This window comes from Bacillus sp. REN16 (assembly GCF_020731355.1).
GTDB lineage: Bacteria > Bacillota > Bacilli > Bacillales > Bacillaceae_L > Ferdinandcohnia.
Genome location: NZ_JAJFZK010000003.1, coordinates 38290 through 59809, shown reverse-complemented (window position 1 = coordinate 59809; position 21520 = coordinate 38290). Strand labels below are relative to the sequence as shown.

At 42.9% G+C, this 21520-nt stretch carries 13 protein-coding genes and 1 riboswitch; of the genes, 5 read left to right on the top strand and 8 right to left on the bottom strand.

What is annotated here, in order from left to right; all coding sequences use genetic code 11:
* Positions 1 to 12: 12 nt before the first annotated feature.
* The 7 genes from LKW28_RS04185 to LKW28_RS04160 all read right to left on the bottom strand — a co-directional run bounded on the left by LKW28_RS04185 (position 13) and on the right by LKW28_RS04160 (position 7486).
* Entirely contained in the window at positions 13 to 1323 is a 1311-nt protein-coding gene (locus LKW28_RS04185; protein ID WP_229139097.1) for a nucleobase:cation symporter-2 family protein, read from the bottom strand.
* A complete protein-coding gene (locus tag LKW28_RS04180) occupies positions 1323 to 1913 on the bottom strand; it encodes a xanthine phosphoribosyltransferase (protein ID WP_229139096.1) in 591 nt (196 codons plus the stop codon). The genes LKW28_RS04185 and LKW28_RS04180 overlap by 1 nt, the downstream gene beginning before the upstream one ends.
* A 267-nt stretch (positions 1914 to 2180) precedes the next feature.
* Positions 2181 to 2282, bottom strand: a riboswitch (purine riboswitch).
* A 79-nt stretch (positions 2283 to 2361) separates the two neighbouring features.
* Positions 2362 to 2829, bottom strand: coding sequence for a CBO0543 family protein (locus tag LKW28_RS23105; protein ID WP_324255005.1), 468 nt, complete (start codon positions 2827 to 2829; stop codon positions 2362 to 2364).
* Entirely contained in the window at positions 2826 to 3362 is a 537-nt protein-coding gene (locus LKW28_RS04175) for a CBO0543 family protein (protein WP_229139095.1), read from the bottom strand. The genes LKW28_RS23105 and LKW28_RS04175 overlap by 4 nt, the downstream gene beginning before the upstream one ends.
* 663 nt (positions 3363 to 4025) lie before the next feature.
* Entirely contained in the window at positions 4026 to 5309 is a 1284-nt protein-coding gene (locus LKW28_RS04170) for a M20 family metallo-hydrolase (protein ID WP_229139094.1), read from the bottom strand.
* Positions 5310 to 6316: 1007 nt separating this feature from the next.
* Positions 6317 to 6847: a hypothetical protein gene (locus LKW28_RS04165; protein ID WP_229139093.1), complete on the bottom strand. Its 531-nt coding sequence runs from the start codon at positions 6845 to 6847 to the stop codon at positions 6317 to 6319.
* 156 nt (positions 6848 to 7003) lie between these two features.
* On the bottom strand, positions 7004 to 7486 hold the full coding sequence (locus LKW28_RS04160; RefSeq protein WP_229139092.1) for a sigma-70 family RNA polymerase sigma factor: 483 nt from the start codon (positions 7484 to 7486) through the stop codon (positions 7004 to 7006).
* A gap of 532 nt (positions 7487 to 8018) precedes the next feature.
* Between LKW28_RS04160 and LKW28_RS04155 the strand changes: the two genes are divergently transcribed.
* From LKW28_RS04155 to LKW28_RS04145, 3 genes are all read left to right on the top strand, one after another.
* A complete protein-coding gene (locus LKW28_RS04155; RefSeq protein WP_229139091.1) occupies positions 8019 to 9206 on the top strand; it encodes an acetyl-CoA C-acetyltransferase in 1188 nt (395 codons plus the stop codon).
* 813 nt (positions 9207 to 10019) lie between these two features.
* On the top strand, positions 10020 to 10649 hold the full coding sequence (gene folE, locus LKW28_RS04150) for a GTP cyclohydrolase I FolE (RefSeq protein ID WP_229139090.1): 630 nt from the start codon (positions 10020 to 10022) through the stop codon (positions 10647 to 10649).
* Positions 10650 to 10705: 56 nt separating this feature from the next.
* A complete protein-coding gene (locus LKW28_RS04145) occupies positions 10706 to 11482 on the top strand; it encodes an SDR family oxidoreductase (RefSeq protein ID WP_229139089.1) in 777 nt (258 codons plus the stop codon).
* A 279-nt stretch (positions 11483 to 11761) separates the two neighbouring features.
* On the opposite strand, the gene LKW28_RS04140 is transcribed toward LKW28_RS04145, so the two are convergent.
* A complete protein-coding gene (locus tag LKW28_RS04140; protein ID WP_229139088.1) occupies positions 11762 to 12298 on the bottom strand; it encodes a hypothetical protein in 537 nt (178 codons plus the stop codon).
* A gap of 590 nt (positions 12299 to 12888) precedes the next feature.
* On the opposite strand from LKW28_RS04140, the gene LKW28_RS04135 reads away from it, so the two are divergent.
* On the top strand, positions 12889 to 20304 hold the full coding sequence (locus LKW28_RS04135; RefSeq protein WP_229139087.1) for a GLUG motif-containing protein: 7416 nt from the start codon (positions 12889 to 12891) through the stop codon (positions 20302 to 20304).
* Between the two features lie 150 nt (positions 20305 to 20454).
* Positions 20455 to 21174: an LPXTG cell wall anchor domain-containing protein gene (locus tag LKW28_RS04130; protein WP_229139086.1), complete on the top strand. Its 720-nt coding sequence runs from the start codon at positions 20455 to 20457 to the stop codon at positions 21172 to 21174.
* Positions 21175 to 21520 lie beyond the last annotated feature (346 nt).

Here is a 21520-nt window from a genome sequence, read left to right as displayed (position 1 = left end):
ATTTCTATTTAATTACGAAGCCTGTTGACCATGCTCCTTCAGCACCTGCACCTTTTTCTCACGCGGTGATTTCATGAAAATGAGGTTCATGAGAATAGCGGTTAGGCTTCCTATGACGATTCCGTTACTGGTGATGATTTGGATGCCTTCGGGCAGGTTTGCGAATAGGGTAGGGACGGTTGTGATGCCAAGTCCCATTCCGATTGAGCATGCCATGATTAATAGATTTTCCTGTGATGAAAAGTCAACCTTGCTTAGCATTTTAATTCCGGCAGAGATGACCATTCCGAACATGGCGAGCATGGCGCCGCCGAGAACTGGCGTTGGGATGACAGTTGTGAACGCGCCGACTTTTGGAAGGAATCCAAGTATAATTAAAAATGCCCCAGCTGCGTAGATGACAGTGTTCTTTTTGACACCCGAGAGTTGGATCAGTCCAACGTTTTGTGAATACGTTGTGTAGGGGAACGCGTTGAATATTCCGCCTAAAATGGTCGCAATTCCTTCTGCTCGGTAACCTTTGGATATCTCTTTTTCTGTTAGCTTTTTGCCGGTGATATCACTGAGTGCAAAGTAAACGCCTGATGCTTCGACAAGACCCACGATTAACACTAAAATCATCATGATAATCGCTGATGGCTCAAACGTTGGCATACCGAAGTAGAACGGTTTAGGCATGTGCATCCAAGACGCATCTGCTACTGCTGAGAACTCAACCTTGCCTAAGAAATAAGCAACAACTGTACCAATGATTAACCCAAGTAGAATGGCAATTTGCCGCATAAAACCTTTTGCGAAACGATACAAGACTAAGATAAAAAATAGTGTTCCGAATGAAAGGGCAAGGTTTTGAACCGAACCGAAATCGGCGCTTCCGACTCCGCCGGCCATGTCGTTCATTGCAACTGGAATCAGCGTAATCCCAATAATGGTAACAACTGATCCGGTCACGACCGGAGGGAAGTATTTTACGAGCTTACCAAAGATAGTAGAGACGAGAACAAGGAATACACCGCCAACTAAAATCGAACCGTAAATTGCGGATACCCCGTATTGCCCGCCGATTGCGATCATGGGTCCGACAGCGGTAAACGTACAACCGAGCATAACGGGCAGCCCGATCCCGAAATATTTATTTTTCCACACCTGCAAAAGCGTTGCGATTCCACACATTAATAAGTCAATTGAAACGAGATATGTGAGCTGCTCACCTGATAAGCCGATGGCACCGCCAACAATGAGCGGCACAATCACGGCACCTGCGTACATCGCGAGTACGTGTTGAATTCCTAAAGAAGCAGTTTTTAAAAGATCTTTTTGCATTAGCGACCAACCCCCACTTCTTCTAAAAATGTCACTTTTCCACCTTGTAAAGATTGGATGCGTGCTAGGGATTCAACCTTGAAACCTTTATTGCGAAGCAATTGTCCACCGTCTTGGAATGATTTCTCGATTACAATGCCAATTCCGGCGGTTTTAGCGCCAGCTAACTCTACGATTTCAGCAAGACCTAGTGCAGCCTGCCCGTTTGCTAGAAAGTCATCAATGATTAGTACGTTATCAGTTGGTTCAAGAAATTTCCTGGAGACGGAGATTTCATTGGTTTCATTTTTCGTAAAAGAATGAACGGACGCTGAAAGAAGGTCATTCACTAGAGTTAGAGATTTTCTTTTTCGAGCAAAAATCACCGGGACACCAAGTTCGAGCGCAGTCATCATACTAGGCGCAATCCCTGAGGATTCGAGTGTCAATACTTTTGTGATTTGGTCATTTTTGAATAGGCGCGCAAATTCTTTGCCGACTTCGACCATTAGCTCGGGATCTATTTGATGATTTAAAAAGGTGTCGACCTTTAGGACATGGTCGGAAAGGACACGACCTTCGTTGATAATTTTTTGTTGTAAAAGTTCCATGTGAATTTCCCCCTTAAAATACGTGTTTAAAAAGAGGATGAAAAGGACCGAGAAGTTCGAGGCAGCGAAGCTTTGAGCACCGGAACGTATGCTATTAATACGTGAGGAGCGGAAAAGCAAGCCAACGAAGAAATTCGATGTGTCATTTTCACCGGACTTTTTGAACATCCTTAAAAATGAAAAAGCCTGAACATCATTGCACTCCTCATTACGAGTGAGTCAATGACCTTCAGGCTTTAAACGAAGGAAAGTGGAATAAGCATAAATGCATTCCCATTGCTCACTCATAGTCAGCACATTTGCGGTGCGCTGGTAGAAACTTACGGGCCATATCCCCGTGATTATATGAGTGAATGCCGATATTCAAATGGTATGTTGGTATTATATGACGTGATGCGGAATTTGTAAATGGTGGGAGTTGGAAAAAGGGGGAGCTCCTCGTCCCCGTTTACGATTTCTCATTTTTGAAAAACCATCTACAAAATAATCGTGACAGATAAAAAGATATAAATAACGTAATCCAGGTAATATACCAGTCCCAATGTATGTACGTAATGAGCTCGGTGTATTTTTCGAGGTAGTGTTCAAATAAAGTTATCACTGAACAATAAGTTGCATAATACGTAAATTTAATAAAGGTACTCCGATTAGTGGGATACCGTACATTAAACAAGGCGCATAAAACCGGAAAGGCATAATATTCAAATGTGAAACTCGCCCGATTGATGGATGCAAATAATCGGATCGGGTATTCAAGCAAACCCCACTCAACGACCGCCAAACCGATAAGAAAGGTAATAAACTGTTTGAATAAAAAGGCAACTACGGCCAGGTGAACTTTATTTTTGGGGATGAAGAAAAGAATTCCTGTGGCTACAATATAAACCAATATCAAAATCCACCATTCTAATCTCATTGGTCATCCACCGCTGGCTGAGTCATGGATTGGTGATGATAAAACCAATTACAAAAGGCATGGCTCACGAAAAAAAGAAATGCGATGTATAGCAGCATCCAATACCATGTCATTCTTCCGTAAGTTAATAGTTCCGTGTATCTTTCAATAAGAATATCGAACAAAGTGATGACCAGGACCCATGCGGTAAAGGTTGTCCACATAAACCATGTGTTGCCATTTTTTCGCTGATGGACATAATAGATGGCAAATAGTGTCGGATAAAAAATATAATTGATGGTAACTGTGAGATCTGTCGTTTTTGGAAATACCCGGACAGGAGCACTTAATAACTCATATTTAAAAGTGGGCATATCACAAAGCCAGATAATGGATTGAAACATTAATAGTGCCAATATTCCCTCTCGGCGATTTTTGCGGGGGATGAAAAGAAATAAGCCCGCAAATCCAAACAGCCACATCGCGATTAAAATGAAATGCTCCAGCAGCATAGTGACCCCCTCAAATCCATAGTTAGGATTAATATTATCCATTGTGTTGAATCCTATGTGGGGTAGACGGAAAAAACTGGTGGGAGACGCAAAAACTTTGGAGTAGACTCAAAAAAACTGTGAGTAACGCAAAACTTGGTGGAGGACGCAAAAACCTGTGAGTAGACACAAATATCCCGTAAAAGACGCAAATCCTGAAAAATAGACGCAAAAATCGGTGGAACGAAGCAAATATCTCAGATATGAAACAATATGCCGAAGACGACGCATATATCTGTGAAACGAAGCAAATATCTCGGAAACGACGCAAATATCGTGGTGAAGACGCAAATATCTCGGAAACGACGCATATACCGGTGAAACGAAGCAAATATCTGGTAAACGAAGCAAATATCTCGGAAACGACGCATATATCTGTGAAACGAAGCAAATATCTCGGAAACGACGCATATATCTGTGAAACGAAGCAAATATCTCGGAAACGACGCATATATCTGTGAAAAGAAGCAAATATCTCGGAAAAGAAGCAAATATCTCGTAAACGAAGCAAATATCTCAGAAACGACGCAAATAACGTGGTGAAGACGCAAATATCCCAGATTTGACGCAAATCCTAAATTTAAAACGCAATTCTGCTTTGGCCACACCCACATGTCTATACGAAAAAAGGCGCCCTCATGAGAGAACGCCATTTTTCGAACCGTATTATCCGTCATACCTCTCCACAAAGTCCTTTAGCACATGCACAGATTGCACGCAGTCGCTTAAAGAGGACCATTCGGCCGGGTTATGGCTGATGCCATCCTTACTTTGAACGAAAATCATCGCTACCGGCAACACATGACCGACTATCATTGAGTCGTGACCAGCACCGCTTGGCAAATACGCGGGTTCAATCCCTTGTGCCACGACGGATTTTTCGAGTTTTTGCTGCATTTCCTCGCTAATTGGAACGGGTGGTTCTCGTAAAGTTTCTTCATATTGAAGCCCGGTTCCATGTGAAGCTGAAACCGACTTTGCTTTTTCAATTACCAAATCGACGAGTTGATCACGGGTTTCTTTTTTAATATCACGAATGTCAACTGTGAGGCGGACCTCGCCCGGGATTACATTTATACCGTTTGGCAGGACATCAACCTTTCCAACGGTTGCGACCGCAGATGAGCTTACCTGGGCGGGAAGGGACTGCACCTCGTAGATGAATTGGCTCGCTGCAACAAGTGCATCGCGACGGTCGTCCATTGGCGTGTTGCCCGCATGTCCAGCGTGACCCGAAAACGTCATTTTCAACCAACAAGGTCCCGCAATTCCAGTTACAATTCCGACTGGAACCCCGGCACGCTCCAATCTTTTTCCTTGCTCAATATGTATTTCCACAAACGCCTCAAGCTTGCTGAGATCCCTTTTTGAATTGAAAAATTCGTCAACCGATAGCCCAATGTCCTCTAAAACCTTTGAAAAAGGGTCGCCATGGATATCCACTTTCGGCAGGAGTTCTTCTCGTGTCGCCTCGCCAATCATCGATGAACTTCCACTGAAACCACCGTTAAAGCGCGCGCCTTCTTCATCGGAAAAAATAACGACTTCAAATGGACGTTCCGGCACAAAGCCAGTTTGTTTCCATGCCTCAGCAACTTCAAGTGCCGCGAGCACACCGAGCGGACCGTCAAAATGCCCGCCATTCGGCACACTATCAACATGTGAGCCGGATAAGAGTGCGGGTAGGGTTTGATTTTTGCCATCTAGACGACCGAATACATTACCGGCACCATCCTCCGTCACAACGAGGCCAGCTTCCGCCATCCACTTTTTCACCAGATCCTTCGCGGCCTTTTCTTCGCGGGAAAATCCAATCCGGTGTGAGCCATTATCAGTGGTTAGCCCGATTTCTGAGAGTGCCGCAAGTCGAGACGCCAAACGCTCTCCACTCACACCATTTTTATCTAAGGAATAATCATAATCCGAAATTAATTTTTCGAAAAAATTCATAGGGGAGTGCTCCTTTACTAGTTTTTTCTATATTCTACCACAACCAGTGTTCTAGTTTGTGTAAAATAATAGGAACAAATGTTCCCGTTTCACTAGTAATCTATTATCTGAAATGTTAAAATAGGGGTACAGTTACATAAAGCGGGTGGGCGGTTAGCCACTTCCTGTAAGAAGGGAGGTGGTCAGATGACGACATACGAGGCAATGTCTGTGGCACTGCAATCTAATTTAGTTTGCTAGGGCTCATAACAATTGTGGTCATGTTGGTCGTTGCAAACAAAAAGAGGTAACCGCCTATCCTCGTCCGGGATCCAGGTAGTTACTTCTTTTTGGTATCACTACTAAGTTCATGGGCAAGCCGCTCACTTTGCGGCGTGTAATTGTATTGATCAGGTGTTAGCCGCACCTGATCTTTTTTATTATATCTTTATTATAAGCATTATAACCGTTTATTTCAACTTTTGCGAAGCCAATTTTGATGAAAAACTAGTGAAATATCTGCATTTGGCAAAGGTTTGATTGCAAACAAAAGAAGTAACCGCCCCGCCCAACCAAGGCAATAGGGGTGATTACTTTAATTTGTAATCCTTTAAAGATTGGTTAGCCGCTCACTTTGCGGCATGTAATTGGGTAGATCAGGTGTTCGCGCACCTGATCTATTTTATTATAGCCCATTCCCGAACGAAATTAACAGCTGGTTAGTCACCAACTTCCACGATTTTTGAGTAAAGCGCAATTATCTATTCTTATCGCGCAATTCCCCGGAGCTATCGCGCAATTCCATGGGCTTATCGCGCAATTCCCCGGAGCTATCGCGCAATTCCATGGGCTTATCGCGCAATTCCTTGGCCATAACGCACAATTCTTCGGCGTTATAGCGCAATCTCTAGGCCATAACGCACAATCCCAAATGCTATCGCGCAATTCCTTGGCCATAAAGTGCAATTCTCCGGTGTTATAGCGCAATCCCCAGGCCATATCGCACAATCCTACTAAATTCCACGTCCTCACTCATAACTCCCCTGCACATCCATCGCCTTTTTCAGCATTTTCTTCTTCTTTTCCTCGTACTGTTCCCGGAAGACAACGGCTTCTTCCTTTGAATGGCCGCCTGCCTCTAGTTCGGTTTCAAGCTGCAAGTAGATTTGCTCGAAGGCTTCGTCGGTTTCTTTTTCAAGCGTCTTGAACTCGTTATAGTAGGTGCTCATGACCTGCAAAGCGGCGATGCCATCGGCCGATTCCTCAACAAAATCCGCCTTGGCCCGTGCCAGCAGATCCTTTGCTTTCTTCTTTGTTTCCTTTTCTAAAACTTCAAATTCAACCCTATATTTATCTTTTATGACCGTCAAAGGGTCAGTCGATGCCGCTGTTTCAACCGCAGGCTCTAGCTTATCAGCAGGGGCCTTTTTCTTGTACAAAAAGAGCTCGCGCTGTGGCAATTTCACCACCTGAACGGAGACGGGCTCTTTTTCCTGATGCACATACCAAAACACACCAAGCTCCACAATGATTGCGAGAAGTAGCAACCTCTTAATCATGTCATCACCTCCCCATACATTGTTGCCCATTGCCGCAATCCTAATCATTCATTATCCTCGAAAAATGAACCCAAGCCTCAAACAAACGCTTGTTTAAAGCCTGAGGCAGACGGTTCCAAATCCCTAAATTTCAAACAAACGTTTGGTTGAAAAAAATTATCCTTCTACTATAATAATTTGGCGCAATTTCTTAACAGCTTGTCGCCCCCACGACTTCACCGATTCCACGGTAACACCATGCTCGCCCGCGATTTCCTTATAGCTTTTATCCTCAATAATTCGTCCTTGAACCCACTTCACCTGATTTTCCGTCAAATTTTTCCCGTACTCCTCGATTAAATCAACCGATAAATCATCGGAGCAATCCGCAAGCTTCATAAAAACCTGCTCTCCCGTGGGTTGGCAGTGGTCCTGGTAGCGAGCTTCCTTTTTTAAATGATCGAGAAGCTTTCCGCGAATCGTTGTAAAAGCAAATGTTGAAAACTCAACTCCTTTCCCGGCATCAAATCGGTTCGATGCCTCCCACAGTCCAATCAAGCCAATCTGGTAAAATGTTTCCCTGTCTCCATACAATCGTAATCTTTTAATCACCTGAAAAATTAATGGTTTATACTGTTCTGCTAGTTCCTCAAATTCCACGCAAATGGTCCTTTTAAAGAACGCGTTCCTTTTGTATTCCGCCGGTAACACAAATTTAACCGGTTAGGGGAAGGGCAGTCCAAAGCGTAAACTTTACGTACGTGGGATCTTGGAGGGTCCGTACGTAACGTTTGCTATGGGGAAACTTCAAGTATGATTGTCGATAAATAAAAAAAACTTTAAAAAAATTGTAAAAAAATGAAAAAGTGTGACGAAATTAACAGAACTTTGCTGTACATACAGGTATTCTAAAGATAGAAAAACACACTACGAATCACACCGGTCTTATTTGTTTGAAACGCAGCTAAGACCATACATATAGATCGAATAAAAATGTAAACGTTCTACATACTTTAAACCCCCATCAGCCTCGTTTTTTGCCACTATACGCAGCCAAGTTCAACATAAACAACTGAATGAGTCTATCTAGGTGTACAGAAATGTACACCTCTTTCCATTAATATATTAGTCAGAATATTCATTACACAACGTGACCAACATGGTAAACTAGTTAAAAAAGGAGGTATTGTCAATGGAACCAATTTTTATTGTCGATGGGGCTCGTACAGCATTTACTAGTTTTGGAGGATCGTTTTCAGGAACGGGTGCAACCGAGTTAGGGCGCGCTACCGCCGTTGAAGCAATGAAGCGCTCCAAGGTCGACCCGGCTCAAATTGATCACGTTATTTATGGGAACGTCATTCATACAGAAAAAAATGCGTCCTACCTGGCGCGACATATCGCACTACATAGCGGCGTTCCTCAGGAAGTACCTGCATTTATGGTCAACCGCTTATGCGGGTCTGGTCTGCAATCTGTCGTTTCCGCGGCTCAGCATATTTTAGTAGGGGATGCGGAACTGGTGCTTGCCGGTGGAACCGAGAACATGTCCCAATCCCCATATGCGAATTTTAGCCAGCGATTTGGCGGTTCAAAAATGGGCAATCTTCAATTTGAAGATATGTTGTTGACAACCCTTACCGACCAATATACGGGAAAAGGGATGGGTATGACCGCTGAAAAACTAGCAAAAAACTATTCGATCACACGGGAGGATCAGGACAAATTCGCAATTGAATCGAACCAGAGGGCGGCTAGGGCTTCGGAAAATGGAACCTTTGCGGAAGAGATCGTCGCCGTCGAGGTGAAAACGAGAAAAGGTAGTATTTTAGTAGAAAAAGATGAGCATATCAAACCGAACGCGAACTTGGAGTCGATAAGTAAATTGCGTCCGTCATTCATTGCTGACGGAACCGTCACGGCCGCAAACGCATCCGGAATCAATGACGGAGCAGCTTCAGTCATTGTTGCAGGTGGAAAAGCCGTCCGTGAAAATGGACTGAAGCCACTTGCGAAGGTAGTATCGTGGGGAGTAGCGGGAGTTGACCCAACGATCATGGGAATCGGTCCTGTGCCAGCGATTAAAAAGGCGCTCGAACGAGCCGGACTTAGCTTAGCCGACATGGACGTAGTGGAGGTAAACGAAGCATTCGCCGCGCAATACCTTGCAGTTGAAAAAGAACTCGGACTTGACCGCGAGAAAACGAATGTCAACGGTGGAGCGGTTGCACTTGGCCACCCAGTCGGAGCGAGCGGTGCGAGAATCCTATTGTCAGCAGCGTATGAACTAAGACGCCGCGATAAAAAATACGCAGCGGTCAGCCTCTGCATCGGTGGCGGCCAAGGAATCGCCATGATCATCGAAAATACAAGCTTATAAGATAGTCAGGGCCTTCAGAAAAGATCTGAAGGCCTTTTAATATGGGCGAGTAGGCGTAAAATTTGTGGGGTGACACTAATAATGGTGTGGTGACGCATAAATGTGCTTAATGATGCAAAAAAGAAGAATTAGAAGCAAATCCTTGTGTGACGATGCAAAAAAGAAGAATTAGAAGCAAATAGGTGTGGGACGAAGCAAATCCGGGCGAGACGACGCAAATAATTGGAATACGAAGCAAATCCGGGCGAGACGACGCAAATAACTGAATGACGATGCAAATCCGGGCGAGAAGATGCAAATAATTGAAATAAGATGCAAATCTGTGCGAGACGACGCAAATAACTGAATGACGATGCAAATCCGGGCGAGAAGATGCAAATAATTGAAATAAGATGCAAATCTGTGCGAGACGACGCAAATAACTGAATGACGATGCAAATCCGGGCGAGAAGATGCAAATAATTGAAATAAGATGCAAATCTGTGCGAGACGACGCAAATAACTGAATGACGATGCAAATCCGGGCGAGAAGATGCAAATAATTGAAATAAGATGCAAATCCGGGCGAGACGACGCAAATAATTGGAATATGACGCAAATCTGTGCGAGATGACGCAAATAAGTGAATTTCGATGCAAATCCGAACCGAGACAACGCAAATAATCAAATCGAGACTCAAAAACCCAAAACCAAAGTTACTCTATTTCCAATCAACCCCCGCAGCCCGAGCAAATAGGCATTTCGTAGGAAGGAAATCCCCCGCAAAAGAAGAAGTAATTAAGTAGTTTATTTTAAAAAAAGGGGTTTGACATGATGTCATTATTAGATGCGGAAAAAAACATACTTGAAAAATTCCCACGTATATTTGAAGGAAACCCTGAAAAAATCAAACAGGCTCATATCGCAATAGCCGCTATAAAAAATCTGATCGAACTTTGCGGGGATGACCCGAATCGCGATGGGCTCATCGAAACCCCACAGCGCGTCGTCAAAGCATTCCTTGAATACACCGAAGGCTACCGAGAAGATCCAAAGGACCATTTGAAAAAGGTGTTCGATGTCGAACATCGTGAGCTCGTGCTGGTAAAAAATATCGAGTTCCACTCGATGTGTGAACATCATTTCGCACCTTTCTTTGGTGTCGCCCATGTCGGCTATATCCCCGACAAAAAGGTAACGGGACTTTCAAAGATTGGAAGAATGGTAGAGGGCTATGCGAAACGGTTCCAGGTCCAAGAAACGCTGACAAACCAAATCGCAAACGCCGTCGAAGAAATCCTTGCACCGCAAGGCATCATGGTCGTCATCGAGGCGAAACATATGTGTATGTGCGGGCGCGGAATTAAAAAGACAAACTCCGAAACCACAACCACAGCCGTACGAGGCATATTCGAGCAACGCGCAGACACACGTCTCGAATTCTTAACTCTTTTAAATCGATAAGGGAAACAAAGGAACCGTCCCCGCGTTTCCCCCAAACTGAAAGGCAGGTGAAAGAGGTGCGACATGCAGTTATTACAGCTGGAACGAAGGGTTTGGGTAGAAAGGTAACCGAGGAATTTTTAAAAATGGGCTGCTCTGTGACGGTGAATTATCGGAGCGATGAGGCCCGAGTTGAAGAGCTGAAAACAGAATGGAAGCCTTATTTGGAATGGGTTCAATTCGTTCAAGGTGACATCACGAAAAAAGAGGATATATCAACGGTTTTCAACCAGGCGATGGATCGCTTTGGTCGAATTGACTATCTTATTAATAACGCCGGTCCTTATATTTTTGAACGGAAAAAGCTAGTAGATTACGAGGATCATGAGTGGAATGAGATGATTAACGGTAACCTCAGTTCGGTGTTTCATTTTTTAAAACTGACTATACCTGTCATGCGGAGGCAAAAATTCGGCAGGATTATCACCTATGGTTTTCAGGATGCGGAGAGCGCACCTGGCTGGATGTACAGAGCTGCCTTTAGTGCGGCCAAAGTGGGGCTAGTCTCACTCACCAAATCCATTGCCCTTGAGGAGGCCGAACACGGAATTACCGCAAACATGGTGTGCCCTGGGGACATCAATGGTGATATGAAAGAAGCCACCATCACCACAGCCCGCACACGAAAGGACCCAGATACCCCAATCGGCCGCCCCGGCACAGGCGAAGATATTGCCAGAATCATAGCTTTTCTCTGTGAAGAAAACTCGGATTTTATTACAGGAAGTGTCGTTTCAGCATCAGGCGGAGTGAATGTCGTGAACAAAATGGGGTCCAATGGGCAGGTTAGGTGACTCACACTGGGTGGGGGACCTGCTTCCCTGCTCTAGCGACCCACAATATCTGAACTATATAATCAAATGATGAAATTTATTATTTTAAAATATTAAAATATATTTTTAGAAGACTCTGTACCAATCATAAAATCTAAATTCAAACAAACGTTTGTATGGCGGTTGATTTAAGTGTAGACGTGAATTCTGAATTTCAAACAAACGTTTGATTGGAAGGGTTTCGGGTCTCTGAAAATGGTCTGTTACAGTCGCATTATTCACAAGAAAATTTTTCTATTCTTAATAAAACATCTCATCCTCATCTAAAACCTTGATCATCACAGGAGCACGATTTTCGAATCCGCCAAGTTTTGTAAATCCAAGTTCTTGGTACTGCTTTAACAGTGGAAATTCAATCACTTCATTATCCTCATCTTTTCTTGGATTAGCGGCAATCACTAATATGTAATCAAAATTCATATAGTTGCAGAAGTCGATAAACTTTTCTAGAATTTGCTCCTCTAATCCGGCTTGATCATATTGCTCGAAGATAGTGATTTGGTCCAGTGTTATAACTTTTCCACCAATAAAATCACTTTCGATAAATGCAGAAATCATGTATTCCTCATCGCCAGAAATCTCATCCGCACTAAAAAGCAGTTCTTGGTCATCGTCCATTGCATAAGTATTATAAAAATTGAACGAAAGATGTCCAATTTCGATTTCCTCATCTAAATCATCATCTATAAACGCTGTAATTTTGGCGTACCCACCCATCATATTCAAATCTTCATCGAACGAAAAGGAATAATCTATATGAAAAAAATCAATTGTCAACAGGGATCAACTCGCTTTTTGTGATATTTTGTTCAAATAAATACTATCATATTTTATTGCGCAAAAGGAACAGCCATCTAGTCCCATTGATGCAAATATGCGAAGAACGACGCAAATATCAGGAAAGTGACGCAAAAACGTGAAGAACGACGCAAATATTTGGGAAGTGATGCAAATATGCGGAGAACGACGCAAATATCTAGAAAGAGATGCAAATATGCGAAGAACGACGCAAATATGTGGAAAATGAAGCAAAAATGTGAGGAACGATGCAAATATCGGGAAAGTGATGCAAATATGTGAAGAACGACGCAAATATCAGGAAAGTGACGCAAATCCGTGAAAAATAACGTAATTCTCAACGCGAAGACGCAAATCCATAAGAACCGCAAACCCCGACCACTGGTTCTCAGACCTTGAATTTGGAAAAAACTAGGGAAACGCGAGAACCGTCCCCCCGTTTCCCCCTCATTCACGAAATTTACCAAAAATTAATACTTCATACAAACTCTTAATCTAGCATTCATCAGGTATCCATATTTCGATATTAACATGTAGGAGAATGCGACAAAATTCGAAAGGAGCTTACAATGAGTAGGAAAATGAGAGTGATTTGGCAGCAGGCTATGATTCTAGCAATTGTGTTCACGTTCCTTGTCCAGTTTGTGCCGGTTCGGGCTTTGGCAGCTGAATCAGATGAACAGGAACAGAGGGAGAAGGAAAGACCCGAGTATTTGGGGATGAAGCTATATCGAGGAGAGTTTCATTCGCATACCTCAATCAGTGACGGAAAGCTTTTACCGGAGGATGCGTTCAAGCATGTTCAAGCGCAGACCAATCTTGACTTTTTTGGAACCGCGGAGCATGAGGTAACATTTGATATTTCTTCGGGTAATGACTATCTAGAAGATTATCGCGACTCGTATTCAGAGGAGTATAAATTTGTGAAGGATGAACACGACCGTTTTAATAAAAAAACGTTCGCAACGATTCCGGGTGTGGAGCTAACATGGTATGACATGAGTGGCCATGTGAACATTTACAATGCGGAGTGGTTTCCGCGTACCTATGGAGTTGGCGCAACGGGTCAATTTGGTATTGGAGATTTGAAATACGATCTTCCAACATTTTATGGACGAATTGCCAACGACCCAACGGCGATTGCCCAATTAAACCACCCAAGCAAAAGTGGATGGGGGGATTTTAACGAATTTCGCCATTTTAACAAAGACGTCGATGACAATGTATCGTTGTTCGAATACAAAGTGTCTAGTTATTTTAACGATTTTGTAAAAGCATTGGACAAGGGCTGGCATCTATCACCGACTTATAGCGGGGATGATCACCAGACAAACTGGGCTTCAGGAAATCCTGCACATACGGGCCTTTGGACGAATGAGCTAACTAGAGAATCCGTACACGATGCGATGGCAAACCGCCGTACATATGCGAGCTTTGATGAAAATTTTATCCTTGCATACTCAGCTAATGGGCAAATGCTTGGGTCGATTCTTCCTAGTGATACAAAAGAATTAAACATCCATTTTAAACTAGAGGATCCAGATGCAGGAGATAACATTGATAACGTAACCCTTTATACAAACAAAGGTGAAATTGTAAAAGAGTACAAGAACATTAACAGTACAACGTTTGAACAGAATGAAGTGATTCCAGCAGCAGATGGGGAGTACTACTTCTTGAAAGTCGTTCAAGCTGATGGACAAGAAGTCATTTCTGCACCAATCTGGGTTGGCTCAGAAACAAAAGGGACAGACCATGCTCCAGAAATTACGGTGAATGGAGAGCTTCCTGAAAAAGTAAAACTTGGTGACAAGGTGACCGTTCCAGATGCTTCCACAACGGATGATAGTGGAATTGCACCAACCTTAAAAATCGAAGCCTTCAACCAAAGAGGACTTGTCGAGATTGTCGATAATCAATTTAAGATTGAAGAGTATGGAGAGTACTTTGTCCGCTATTATTCGACTGATTCAAAAGGGAATACTAGAGCTGAGTTGATTCGTATTTTAGTAGACGACAGCAAGCTTGACGGTGAAAAGATTTTAAATGAATTTATACCAATCGTTAATGTTGGGGCAACTGAGGAAGAAGTCGGGATTACCCTTGTAACAGATAAAGTTCTCGATCAAGCCTACATTCAATACAAAACAAAGGATGCTGGCTGGAACAAGGGGACGGTTCAAGACACAAAGGTTTCTTATTTTGAATCAGCATATGGGGATAGTATTGCACAAGGTACATACCGCATCCATGCTGCACATGAAGCAGATCTTGCTAATCTGAAAAAAGGAACAGAGTACGACTATCGTTATGGTCTAACAGCTGAAGGACCATGGAGCAAGACGTATTCATTTGAAACAGCACCCGAATCAGAGGATACAACGATTTACATGATGGGTGACCTTCAAGTTCCAGATCGAAACAAGGATAGCTTTACTTTATTCACCGATATGCTTGATGTGTTAAAGCAAAAAAACAACAACGGGAAGTTAATGATTCAAGTTGGTGACCTGGTTGATAAAACTGGTTTTACGTATATGTGGACAGACGTGTTTGATTCGATCTATAAAGATCTAAATCTTCTATCTGCCAATATGATTGGAAACCATGAGTATGTCCAGGATGAGGATGCAAGAAGATATCGAAATTTCTTTAACCTTCCTGAAAATGGGGAAGGCACGTATTCGGAAGGAAATTATTCCTTCGACTACGGGGATGTTCATATTGCAGTATTGAATTCAATGGACTTTACCCAAGCCCAGCTTAAATGGCTGGAAAAAGATATGCGTGCGACTGATAAAAAGTGGAAAATTGTCATGGAGCATTTTCCGTATTATGGCGGCTCACACAGTGATGACCCTGGAATGAATACACAAAGAGCACAAATGGCGAAAGTGGTTCAGCAGCTTGGCGTGAATCTTCATATCGGTGGACATGACCATGTGTACAAACGAACAACGATTCATAATGATGAGGTAAATCAAAGTGAAGAGGCAATGAAGTATGGTACGACTTTTATCACGATGGGATCATCAGGACCTAAATTTTATGATAACCAAGCATTTGACTGGGATCATATTGTTTATGATGAGAACCGTCAAACAGGTGCTGTGTTAGAGGCAAATGATGAGTCACTTACATTCACGGTTTACAATGATGAAGGAACAGTGATCGACACTTTTGAATTAACTCAGCCTGAAAATCATATGAAGCTTACAAGTCTTGAAGTAGAAGACGGTTTATTTAAGGGTGTTGGTCTTTTAAACTATCCAGGTACTACTGAAAAAATCACAATGATTGGCGCAAAATATGATGCAACTGGAACAAAGCTTATCGATGCTCAAATCAAAGAAGTAGCATTAGAAGGTCTTGGCCGTGAGCAGGTCATTCATTTTGAGGAATCATTAACCTTTGATGACCAAAATACAATTAAGCTTTTCATCTGGGATAATCTTGCGAATCAGAATCCATTGTTGCCATCAACTGTTGTGCGTGAGGCTATGGATGGCGAAGGAACTGCGGAAAATCCATATAAGCTTGATAGCATTTCTGATTTTGAAAAAATTCACTATTATCCGGACAAGCATTATGAACTAACTGCGGATATTGTTGGGAAAAATGATGTGTTAACGGCAATCGGCTCAGATGGAACACCATTTACAGGTGTTTTTGATGGGAAAGGTCATACCATCACAGGAGTGAAAATGGCATCTCCTAGTGGCGCGGGCTTATTTAGCGTTAATGGAGGTACGATAAAAAATCTCGCCGTACTCAATGCAGATATCAATTCGGGTACAAATGATGCGGGAATTCTAGTTGATTTAAACAATGGTACCATTGAAAATTCCTACACAACTGGATCAATTACAGGTCTATCTAATGTCGGTGGACTTGTTGGATACTCAAACGGAGTAATCCGAAACAGTTATTCCACTGCCACTGTTAAGGCAAATGCGAAACAAGCGGGTGGCTTAGTCGGAATTACGAACCGTGGCAGTCTAACTGAAAACGTCTATGCAACTGGTTCTGTTACAGCTGGAAGCAGTAATGCGGGTGGGATCAGTGGCTATGGTTACGAAAACACGATCATCCAAAACAGTGCCGCGATGAATACATCTGTCATCACAACAAGCAGTGCAAGCCGTATTGTAGGACGAGTGTTAAGTGGCGAAAAAGCAACCTTAGAAAACAATATTGCTTCTAACAAAATGATGGTAAGTAAGGAAGCAGTCACGGCTGAAGCACCTGACAATGAAAAAGGTCTTGGTGTGAGTCCTGAACAATTGAAAAAGCAAGCAGCTTTTGAAGAATTAGGTTGGGATTTTACAAATGTCTGGACGTGGGATGAGTCTGCCGAACGACCAGTTTTACAGACAAATCAAGAAAAAATTGATCCAGAAGGCGGAAGCAAGCCAACCCTTGAAAAGAACGAAAATGGATTTTACAAAATTGAAACGGCTGAAGATTTAAAACAGGTAAGTAAATTTCCGAATGCGAACTTCATTTTACAAAATGATATCGATCTTACTGGAAAAACATTCGAAACCTTATCTGTTGATATTCCGTTCATGGGAACGTTCGACGGAAACGGGAAGAAAATCATTGGCTTCAAATCAGCAACAGGTGCGCTGTTCCATCTGAATGGCGGAACCATTAAAAATGTGGCGATGATCGATGCTGATGTAACAGGCGAAGCAGGTGCACCGCAAACAGGTCTGTTGGTCAATGTGAACAATGGAACGGTTGAAAACAGTTATTCAACAGGGAAAGTGACGGGTAAGAACACAGTTGGTGGACTTGTTGGATACTCAAATGGGGTTGTTCGTAACAGCTATTCCAATGCCGATGTAACGGCCGAAGTAAGCCAGGCGGGTGGAGTTGTTGGGATTACAAACTCCGGAAGCTTGACTGAAAATGTCTATGCGACTGGTAAAGTGCAAGCCTTAAAGAGCAATGCAGGTGGAATCACGGGTTATGGCTATAACGATACAGTTGTCCAAAACGTAATTGCACTAAATCAATCGGTGACAACACCATCAAGTGCGAACCGAGTAGTCGGGCGTGTACTTGCTGGAAATAAAGCTACTCTACTCAACAACTATGCATTTGCTGAGATGGTTGTGGATGTGGAGAGAATTACGGAAGATTCCCCTATCACTGAAAAAGGTGCGGGACTTCCGAGATTGGAAGTTCAAGACAAGAACACTTATAGTCAGCTACTAGGCTGGGATTTCGAAACAACTTGGATTTGGGATGCTAAGAATAAAAAGCCTGTATTACGTGTTCATAGTGACATCGTGGAAGAGGAAGAACCAGATGCGCCAGCTCTAGAAAAGAATGCAAATGGATTTTATCAAATTGAAAAAATCGAGGACCTAGCAGAAATCAATGCTTATCCAAGAGAACAATACATTCTTATGGCTGACCTTGATTTGACGACGGCTAAGGAACCGATTACGATTCTTAATTTTCATGGTGTCTTAGATGGAAATGGGAAGCGTCTAGTAAACTATCAATCCAATACAGGTGCTTTGATTGAAGTAAACAACGGAACGATTCAAAACATCGGAATGGTCGATGCGAATGTGGATTCTACTAACAATAATGTTGGAATCCTTGTCAACACAAACAACGGGAAGGTAGAAAACTCATTTTCTACTGGGAAAATCACTGGTAAAAGCACGGTCGGTGGATTAGTTGGATATTCATACGGCGAAATCCGCAACAGCTATTCCACAGCTGATGTAACGGCAAAAGAGAAGCAATCAGGTGGTCTTGTTGGAATTACAGGACGCGGCAGTACAACTGAATATAGCTTCGCAAGCGGAACAGTCAATTCCGTCATAAGCAATGCCGGTGGATTCAGTGGCTATGGCTATACAACGACAGTCATTCAATACAATGCTGCACTTAATCCATCCGTTACAACGGTAACAGCAGCGAATCGAATTGTCGGTCGAGTATTAGCTGGTGATACGGCAACATTGACTCATAACATTGCCAATGCCGATATGGTTGTTTCGAAGGAATGGACAACAGCGGAGGATGCAAATAATGAAAAAGGTCTTGGTAAGACAGCAGCTGAACTGCAAACCCAAGAAACATTTGAAAAAGAACTCGGCTGGAATTTTGAGAATAACTGGGTGTGGGATACAAAAGCGAATCGACCAGAGTTGAGGATCTTTGCTGCTAGTCATCCTGATGAACCAACCGAACCAGTCGATGCTCCAAACCTTAGTAAGGATGCAGACGGATTTTACATGATCAAGAAAGTCGATGATGTAAAAGAAATCAATAAATATCCAAATGAACAATATAGATTAACAGCTAATCTTGATTTTTCAGGTGCGAATGTAAGCATTCCGACCTTTGCGGGTACATTTGACGGAAATGGCAAATCAATTTCCCACTATCAATCTGCTACTGGTGGATTGTTCGGTGAGAATACTGGAACGATTCAAAATGTGGCTATGGTTGATGCAAATGTGACAACTGCAAACAGCAATGTCGGAATTCTTGTGAATACAAATCGTGGTGTAGTGGAGAGTTCCTATTCGACAGGAAGTATGACAGGGACAAGTACGGTCGGCGGACTGGTTGGGCATTCCCATGGCGAGGTCCGCAACAGCTATTCGACTGCGGATGTTCTGGCAACATCAAAACAAGCGGGTGGACTAGTAGGAATTACGAATAAAGGAAGTAAAACAACTAATAGCTATGCGAGCGGTACTGTACATGCTGGTGAAAGCAATGCCGGTGGCTTGAGCGGGTATGGCTATGTGACGACTGAAATTCGTGGAAATGTGGCATTGAATCAAGCAGTGCTAACAACAAGCGCGGCAAACCGAATTGTTGGTCGTGTAGGAGCGGGGCAAACTGCAACCCTAGTAGATAATCTTGCAAGCAACAGCATGATTGTAAGTAAAGAAGGCGTTACAACTGAAGGTGCTGACAATGAAAAAGGTCTTGGTAAGGCCATTGCTGAACTACAAACGGTAGCAAGCTTTGAGGCTATTGGTTGGGATTTTACAAACGTTTGGGCATGGGATGCCAAAGCGAAGCGCCCGGTGCTAGTTTCAAACAAAGAAAACACGGAAGCTTCTGGCGGCGCGACAGCACCTGCACTTGAAAAAGACGGAAATGGTTTTTATATCATCGATTCAGCGGATGATTTACAGGCAGTCAATCAATTCCCAAGTGGAAGCTATATTTTACAAGCAGACCTGGACTTAGCAGGAAAAAAGGTAAGTATTCTCTCGGATGTGTTCACAGGTGTGTTTGATGGAAATGGAAAAATCATTTCGAATTTCACATCAACAACGGGTGCCCTTTTTGATCTAAATGCCGGAACAATCAAGAATCTTGGCATGGTGAATGCAAATGTAGTCGGAACTCCAGGAATGCCTCAAACAGGTATTTTGGTCAATACGAATAATGGGACAGTTGAAAATAGTTATTCAACTGGACAGGTTAGCGGTACGCAAACGACGGGAGGACTTGTAGGATATTCGAATGGAATCGTTCGAAATAGCTACTCAACAGCGAATGTCCATTCAAAAGGAAGTCAAGCCGGTGGACTTATTGGAATTACAAACACGGGCAGTATCACTGAAAATTCATTTGCAGCGGGAGCTGTATCAGCAGCGAAAAGCAATGCTGGTGGGATCTCAGGGTATGCGTACCAAGACACAATCATCCGCAACACGATTGCGCTAAATGAATCCGTAACAGCATCATCAAGTGCAAACCGTGTGGTAGGAAAAGTATTAAGCGGAGAAACGGCCATTCTCGTGAATAACCTTGCAAATGCAGGTATGACAGTCACAAAGGAAGCTGTCACAACCGAATCAACAACAAACGAAAAAGGTCAAGGAATCACCCTAGACGTAATAGATAGCCAAGGCCTATACACCGAACAACTTAGCTGGGACTTCGAAAACATCTGGACATGGAACGAACAAACCAAACGCCCAGAATTACGCTAGGGACAGGTCGCTTGACCCACTCTGGTGGGGAAAAAGGATTGTGGGACATGGGGATAGGTCCCTTGTCCAAAACCCGATGAAAGAAGCTTATCCAGTGGGGTCATCCATGACCGCCACTGGTCGTTTTACAAACGAATTTGGAGGTAAAACATGAAAAAAATCATATTTGGATTTGTGGCAATCGTCATGCTAAGTATCGTTTTTCCACTATCATCACTGGCAGCCACAACCAACAATGGCGACGGAACCTTTACACTCAGTGGGAAAATAGACAATCTTAAAAATAAAACAGTGTCAATCACCGTTTTTAAAGGTAAAGAACAAATATCTGAAAACCTGATGTTTATTGATGAAATCCAAGCAGATGAAGCTGGAAACTATAGTCACACATTTAGCACGAAAGAAGCCCTTTCTGCGGATGAACCCTTCTATATAAAAGTTGCTGCGGATGGTAAGGTTGTTGAAGACAATGCGATGTATCATCCAGACGCCAAGCCTGGGGATGAAGACAATGGTGAAAACCCGGATGAAGGACACGACGGAGAAACCCCAGGCGAAGACGGTGATGAGGATCCTGTAAAACCAGGGGAAGATAACAATGAAGAAGACCCAGGCGATGGAAACACACCGGGTAGCGACACCGATGATAAAGATAAGAATGATAACAGTCAAAATCAACCAGGTAATCAAAATGGTCAAAACGACAACAAAAATAAAGGGGATAAGCAGCCTAGCGACAAAAGCGACGAAACCGGCAAACTACTGCCAATAACAGCAACAAATGTTTTTACTATTTTACTAGTTGGATTAATCCTTTTAGGCACTGGTGCAATCCTGTTAAAAAGAAAGCGCAACTCCGTAACTGAATAGTCTCTAAGCTATAAAAATGAAAGACACAACAAACAGTTAAGGTATGAACTGCTTGCTGTGTCTTTTTTTGTTGTGCGAAGATGCGATTATCGCAGGGCGACGCAAATATGTGAGGAACGAAGCAAATATTTGGGAAGTGATGCAAATATGCGTAGAACGACGCAAATATCTAGAAAGAAATGCAAATATGCGAAGAACGACGCAAATATGTGGAAAATGAAGCAAAAATGTGAGGAACGACGCAAATAAACAGAAAGTGACGCAAATATGTAAGGAACGACGCAAATATCAGGAAAGCGACGCAAATATGTGGGGAACGACGCAAATAACTGGAAAGTGACGCAAA

Coding starts and splice junctions, on each gene's coding strand:
- LKW28_RS04185 (WP_229139097.1), bottom strand. CDS start 1,323: ATGCAAAAAGATCTTTTAAAAACTGCTTCTTTAGGAATTCAACACGTA.
- LKW28_RS04180 (WP_229139096.1), bottom strand. CDS start 1,913: ATGGAACTTTTACAACAAAAAATTATCAACGAAGGTCGTGTCCTTTCC.
- LKW28_RS23105 (WP_324255005.1), bottom strand. CDS start 2,829: ATGAGATTAGAATGGTGGATTTTGATATTGGTTTATATTGTAGCCACA.
- LKW28_RS04175 (WP_229139095.1), bottom strand. CDS start 3,362: ATGGATAATATTAATCCTAACTATGGATTTGAGGGGGTCACTATGCTG.
- LKW28_RS04170 (WP_229139094.1), bottom strand. CDS start 5,309: ATGAATTTTTTCGAAAAATTAATTTCGGATTATGATTATTCCTTAGAT.
- LKW28_RS04165 (WP_229139093.1), bottom strand. CDS start 6,847: ATGATTAAGAGGTTGCTACTTCTCGCAATCATTGTGGAGCTTGGTGTG.
- LKW28_RS04155 (WP_229139091.1), top strand. CDS start 8,019: ATGGAACCAATTTTTATTGTCGATGGGGCTCGTACAGCATTTACTAGT.
- folE (WP_229139090.1), top strand. CDS start 10,020: ATGTCATTATTAGATGCGGAAAAAAACATACTTGAAAAATTCCCACGT.
- LKW28_RS04135 (WP_229139087.1), top strand. CDS start 12,889: ATGAGTAGGAAAATGAGAGTGATTTGGCAGCAGGCTATGATTCTAGCA.
- LKW28_RS04130 (WP_229139086.1), top strand. CDS start 20,455: ATGAAAAAAATCATATTTGGATTTGTGGCAATCGTCATGCTAAGTATC.